Genomic DNA, 5142 nt, shown 5'->3' on the forward strand with positions numbered 1-5142 from the left:
ACGGCGTCTCGCCGCGATGAGCTTGCCCAGGCCTCCCCGGGCGCCAACACGCGCCAGGGAGTTAATGGAGGACGAACAGGAATCCGGGGGAAGAACCCCCTTTTTGCAAAAAGGGGGTTCTTCCCCCGGGCCCCCTTCTCCCCCAAAAACTCCTTCCTGGGGGGAGGGGGCATTCGAATGGTTGTTCCTATCTGACATAACTACCTTTGCATAAATCCTTTTTGCCCATCGAGGGGGTCCGGGGGGCATCATGCCCCCCGGTGGGGCGTGGGGCAACGCCCCACATCTTAAATTTACTTCTCGATCGTTTCCCATTTCTCCCAGAAGTCCGGGAACGACTTGGCCACGCAGCCGGGGTTGTCGAGGACCACCTCGATGCCGGCCAGTTCGAACAGGGCGGCGGACATGGCCAGCCTGTGGTCGCCGAAGGCGGAAAATTCCACGCGCTGGTCGGTGCGCAGCGGCTTGGGCTTGATGCGCATGCCGTCGGCGGTGGTGGTGACGACGGCTCCGGCCTGGGTGCAGTTTTCGGCCACGGCCTCGATGCGGTCGGACTCCTTGAGGCGCAGGTGGGCGACGTTGCGGATGACCGTCTCGCCCGCGGCGAAGCAGGCGGCGGCGGCGACGGTCGGCACCAGATCCGGGCAGCGGCCCATGTCCAGCTCCTGGCCGGAAAGTTGACTCGGCAGGACGGTGACGCCGTCCGGCGAGACGTCGATGCGCGCGCCCATGGTGGCCAGGATGTCCAGCATGGCCCGGTCGCCCTGGAGCGAATCCGGGCGCAGGCCGGCGACCGTGACGGGCTCCCGGCCCACGGCCCCGGCGGCCAGGAAATAGGAGGCGCTGGACCAGTCGCCTTCCACGGCCAGTTCGCGGGGGACGTAGGGCGCGGGGCGCATGACGAAGCGGGTGCGGCCCGGCACGACGTCGGCGAGCGTCTTCCAGTCGGCTTTCTTCCAGGCGTCGCCTTCCAGGGTTTCCACGGCGAAGGGCACGCCGAAATCGGCCAGGGTGGACAGCGTGATGGCGACGTAGGGCCAGGACACGGTCTTTTCGCCCGCGACGTGGATGGTCAGCGGCGCGGCGGCCAGGGGGGCGGCCAGGAGCAGGCCGGACAGGTACTGGGAGCTGTCCTCCAGGCTGATGGACGCCTCGCCGCCGCGCAGGCCCTTGGCGGCGATGTGCAGGGGCGGACAGCCGGACTTTTCCAGGTAGAGGATCTCGACGCCGAGCGGCAGCAGGGTTTTGACCAGTTCGCCGATGGGCCGGTCGTGCATGCGGCCTTCGCCGCGCACCTCGAAGACGCCCTTGCCGGCGGCGGCCACGGCCACCAGGAGCCGGCAGGTGGTGCCGGACTCGCCGACATTGAGCAGGACGGGCTCGTCGCCTTCGGGGTCGCCGCCCTGGGGGCGGCCGGCCACGCCCGAGACCACCAGGGAGCCGTCGGATTGCGGGTGGAAGTCCGCGCCCATGGCGGTCAGGCAGTCCCGGGTGCGGGCGATGTCGTGGCTGTCGAGGAGCCCGGTCAGGCGGCTCGTGCCCCGGGCGAGGCCGGCGGCGATCACGGCCCGGTGGGAGAAGGATTTGGAAGGCGGCGCGGCGACGGTGGCCATGTCTGTTCCTTTTGTTTGGGGGTGGACGGGAGGAGACTTCGCCGCCCACCATACGCCTGTTTTACGGATTTTCCACGTCGCCGTCGGCCAGGTCGATCTGGCGGCCGACCGGGTAGCAGCCCAGGATGCGCAGGCTGTGGGTCTGCTCCTTGAGCGTGACCAGCAGCTTGCGGTACTCCTCGCGGGTGATGTCGCACTGGAGGTCGGCGAAGAAGACGTACTGCCATTTCTCGCCGCGGATGGGGCGCGATTCCAGCTTGGTGAGGTTGATGCCCTCGCCGGCCAGGTGGGAGAGCACCACGTAGAGCGCGCCGGGACGGTTGGGCACGGTGAAGAGGATGGAGGTCTTGTCCCGGGTCTGCTGCTTGGTGTCCTCAGGGCCGATGATGAAGAACCGGGTCCAGTTGTCGGGCAGGTCCTCGATGGGCGCGGCCAGGATGCGAAGATCGTGCATGGCGGCCAGGCGGGCATGGCCGATGGCGGCGGCCCCGGCCTCACTCCCCACGCGGGCGGCGGCGGCGGCCGTGGAGTCCGTGGGGATGATCCTGGCCTGGGGCAGGTGGGCCTTGAGCCAGCCGGCGCACTGGGCCAGGGGCTGGGGATGGGAGTAGACCGTGGTCACGGCGGCGAGGTCTTCTTCCGAGGAAAGCAGGGCGTGGCTCACCCGGCAGGAGATCTCGGCCTGGATGAAGACGTCGTGGATCTGGAAGTTGTCGAGGCTCTGGCCGACGGTGCCCTGGAGGGAGTTCTCCATGGGCACGATGCCGAGGTCGGCGCGCCGGGCGGCCACGGCCGCGAACACGTCCGGGATGGTGGTCTGGGCCAGGAAGTCCGGGGAGTGGCCCAGGGCGGCCATGGCCGCGAAGTGGGAGAAGGTTCCCTCGGGGCCCAGGTAGGCCACGCGCTCGGGGCGCTGGAGCCGGCGCGAGGAGGAGAGGATCTCGCGGTAGATGGACAGGAGGTGGGGGCCGGGGAGCGGCCCGGGATTGGCCGCCGCCAGCCGCGCCAGGACTTCCTGCTCGCGGAAGGGCTTGAACACGGCGCTGTCGCGGTTGTCCTTGCGGCGCCCGACCTCGATGCTCAGCGTCGCCCGGCGGGAGAGCAGGGCGAGAATCTCGTCGTCCACGGCGTCGATGCCGCGCCGCAGTTCCAGGAGCGCCTCTTCCAGGGACCCCGGGGCGATGGCCGCTTCTTGTTGCGTCTCCGGGGTCATCCTAACCTTCCTTGATGTCTTCGGCGATGCGCATGCCGAAATGGCGGCCGGCCACATCGGTGCGCACCAGCACCTTGTCGCCTTCCTTGAGGGTCACCACGCTGACCGGCCGGCCTTCCGGGGTCACCAGCCGGATGGTTTCGGCGTTTTGCAAAAACACCTTGCCCGAGACGCCGTCGACCTCGGCCGTGATGAGCAGCATGGGCCGGATTTCGGTCTTGACCCGGCCGACCACGGCGGTCTTGGTCGCGCCCTCGTGGGAGACCACCAGCACTTCCGAGCCGGCGGCCAGTTCCTCCAGGTAACGGGTCTTGTCCCCGGGCATCTGGCAGTAGGCGTGGACCGCGCCGGCGTTGATGCGAAAGGGCCGGGCCGCCACGTAGGGGTTGGACTCGGTCTCGGCGTTGACCAGGAAGGTGAAGGCCGAGGAGTTGCCGACGAGCATGCCCTCGCCGGTCTTTAATATGCTGGTGGTGTCCACGCAGACCCGGTGCCCGAGTCCGGCGTGCTCGATTTTGGTGACCGTGGCCGGCGTCAGTTCCATGGTGCCCTGGGAGAGCTTGAGTTCGTTGACGATGGTTTTCAGGTCGCACACGGCCTCGGGGGTGACGAGCAGCCGGTCAGCGCCGCGCTCCAGCACCCCGGCGGCCAGGCGGGCCCGGTCGAGGCTCTCGCACTCGAGTCCGAGGCCCTCGGTGCAGGCCAGGATGTTCTCCACCGGGATGATCTCCCAGCCCTGCGCCAGGAAGACCGGGCGGCAGGCCTTCAGCGCGGCCACGGCCGTTTCCTCGTCGTCCTTGCAGCAGATGGGGATGCAGTCGAACTCCTCGGGCGTCATGACCTTGGTGCGCCCGAGGGCCAGGATCTTTTCCGCGTCCCCGGCTGCGGCCACGAAGCCGTCCACGCCGGATTCGAGGCCGAGGGTGACGGCGTTCTTGTCGAAGGGGATGACTTTGAGCCAGATTTCCTTTGTCATGACTAATCCTTGAGCAGCTCGAGACCCTGGTCGACCTCCCAGTCGAGGTGCACGATGCCGTGCAGGGCCTGGACGATGCGGGCGGGCTGGCGGTGCTGGAAGATGTTGCGGCCGATGGACAGGCCCGAGCCGCCGGCCTGGATGGAGTCGTGGGCCATCTGCAGCAGGTCGCGGTCGTTGTCCATCTTCGGGCCGCCGGCGATGACCACCGGGATGCAGCAGGCCTCGGTCACGCGGGAGAAGGACTCGATATCGCCGGTGTAGGGCACCTTGACCACGTCGGCTCCGATTTCCGTGCCGACCCGGGCGCAGTGGGCCACGACCTCGGGGTCGTACTCGTTTTCGACCTTGGGGCCCCGGGCGTAGACCATGGCCAGCACGGGCATGCCCCATTCGGCGGCCCGGGAGGTGATTTCGCCGAGGTGGCCGAGCATGTCGCGCTCGGTCTCGTCGCCGAGGTTGATGTGCAGGGACACGCCGTCCGCGCCGAGCTTGATGGCGTCTTCCACCGTGGCCACCAGGGTCTTGGCGTTGGGGTAGGGCGACAGCGAGGTGGAGGCGGACAGGTGGATGATGAGCCCGACGTCGCGTCCCCGGCCGCGATGGGAGCAGCGGGGCAGGCCCTTGTGCATGAGCACGGCGTTGGCCCCGCCCTCGGCCACCTGGTTGACGGCGTCGCGCATGTCGATGAGGCCGGCGATGGGGCCGACGGTGACGCCGTGGTCCATGGGCACGATGATGGCGCGGTGGGTGTTGCGGTTGAAGATGCGTTCGAGACGGACGGCTTTGCCCAGCAGCATGACGGTCTCCTTGCGGTTTGGCCTCCCCGGAGCGGACGCCGACGTCAGGAAACAAAAAGGGCCGCCGGCGTGATGCCCGCGGCCCTGGAGTGGCTCGTTGCGGTTGATCTAGTTCGACCGCACCCCTCCCTGACCACGGGCGTGGCTAAACCAGAACCAAAAATAAAACCCGGAGGTCAGGTTGGCGAGGGATTGCATGGCCAGAGAGCTACGCGGGCGGGAGGGAAGTTGTCAAGGGCTTTTTTCCCGCATTCGGCCGGGAAACAGTCTTTCCCTTTGCGCCCATATGCGTGTCCGTTCCTCCACGGAAATCCCCGTGGAGGGCGGCCGACGCAACACGCCCCGGGGCGACGCGGGAGGGCGTGTGAAAAGTCACAAGGCGCGGGCGGTTGTGGGAGAAACCGGGGCAAAAGGGGAAAATGGCTTGCGCGGGCAGTGCGGGACTGCTACAGGAAAGGGTGCCAATAGCCTTTTTGCAGAGTGGCCGGTTCCACCCGCGAGGGTAGGGGCGGCGTGGTTCGCGCGGGGTTTCGGGGGGAC

The 5142-nt window shown here is 68.1% G+C and carries 4 protein-coding genes; all 4 read right to left on the reverse strand.

Annotated features, from left to right (window positions below; all coding sequences use genetic code 11):
- Positions 1-293: 293 nt before the first annotated feature.
- Positions 294-1613 carry a 3-phosphoshikimate 1-carboxyvinyltransferase gene (aroA, locus tag Q1K70_RS20290; protein WP_300163915.1) on the reverse strand — a complete coding sequence of 440 codons (1320 nt, stop codon included), beginning with the start codon at positions 1611-1613 and terminating at the stop codon, positions 294-296.
- A gap of 61 nt (positions 1614-1674) precedes the next feature.
- A complete protein-coding gene (gene pheA, locus Q1K70_RS20295; RefSeq protein ID WP_300163917.1) occupies positions 1675-2826 on the reverse strand; it encodes a prephenate dehydratase in 1152 nt (383 codons plus the stop codon).
- Between the two features lies 1 nt (position 2827).
- Complete coding sequence (locus tag Q1K70_RS20300; protein WP_300163920.1) at positions 2828-3802, reverse strand: 3-dehydroquinate synthase II family protein; 975 nt, start codon at positions 3800-3802, stop codon at positions 2828-2830.
- A gap of 2 nt (positions 3803-3804) precedes the next feature.
- The gene (locus Q1K70_RS20305) at positions 3805-4602 is read right to left on the reverse strand and encodes a 2-amino-3,7-dideoxy-D-threo-hept-6-ulosonate synthase (protein WP_300163922.1); all 798 of its coding nucleotides are present in this window, start codon (positions 4600-4602) and stop codon (positions 3805-3807) included.
- Between the last annotated feature and the right edge of the window lie 540 nt (positions 4603-5142).

It is taken from the genome of Solidesulfovibrio sp., from assembly GCF_029978005.1.
In the GTDB taxonomy this organism is placed as follows: domain Bacteria; phylum Desulfobacterota; class Desulfovibrionia; order Desulfovibrionales; family Desulfovibrionaceae; genus Solidesulfovibrio.

Bases quoted from the DNA above. Each gene is read 5' to 3' on its own strand.
- Q1K70_RS20300 (WP_300163920.1), bottom strand. From the start codon at position 3,802: ATGACAAAGGAAATCTGGCTCAAAGTCATCCCCTTCGACAAGAACGCC.
- Q1K70_RS20305 (WP_300163922.1), bottom strand. From the start codon at position 4,602: ATGCTGCTGGGCAAAGCCGTCCGTCTCGAACGCATCTTCAACCGCAAC.
- aroA (WP_300163915.1), bottom strand. From the start codon at position 1,613: ATGGCCACCGTCGCCGCGCCGCCTTCCAAATCCTTCTCCCACCGGGCC.
- pheA (WP_300163917.1), bottom strand. From the start codon at position 2,826: ATGACCCCGGAGACGCAACAAGAAGCGGCCATCGCCCCGGGGTCCCTG.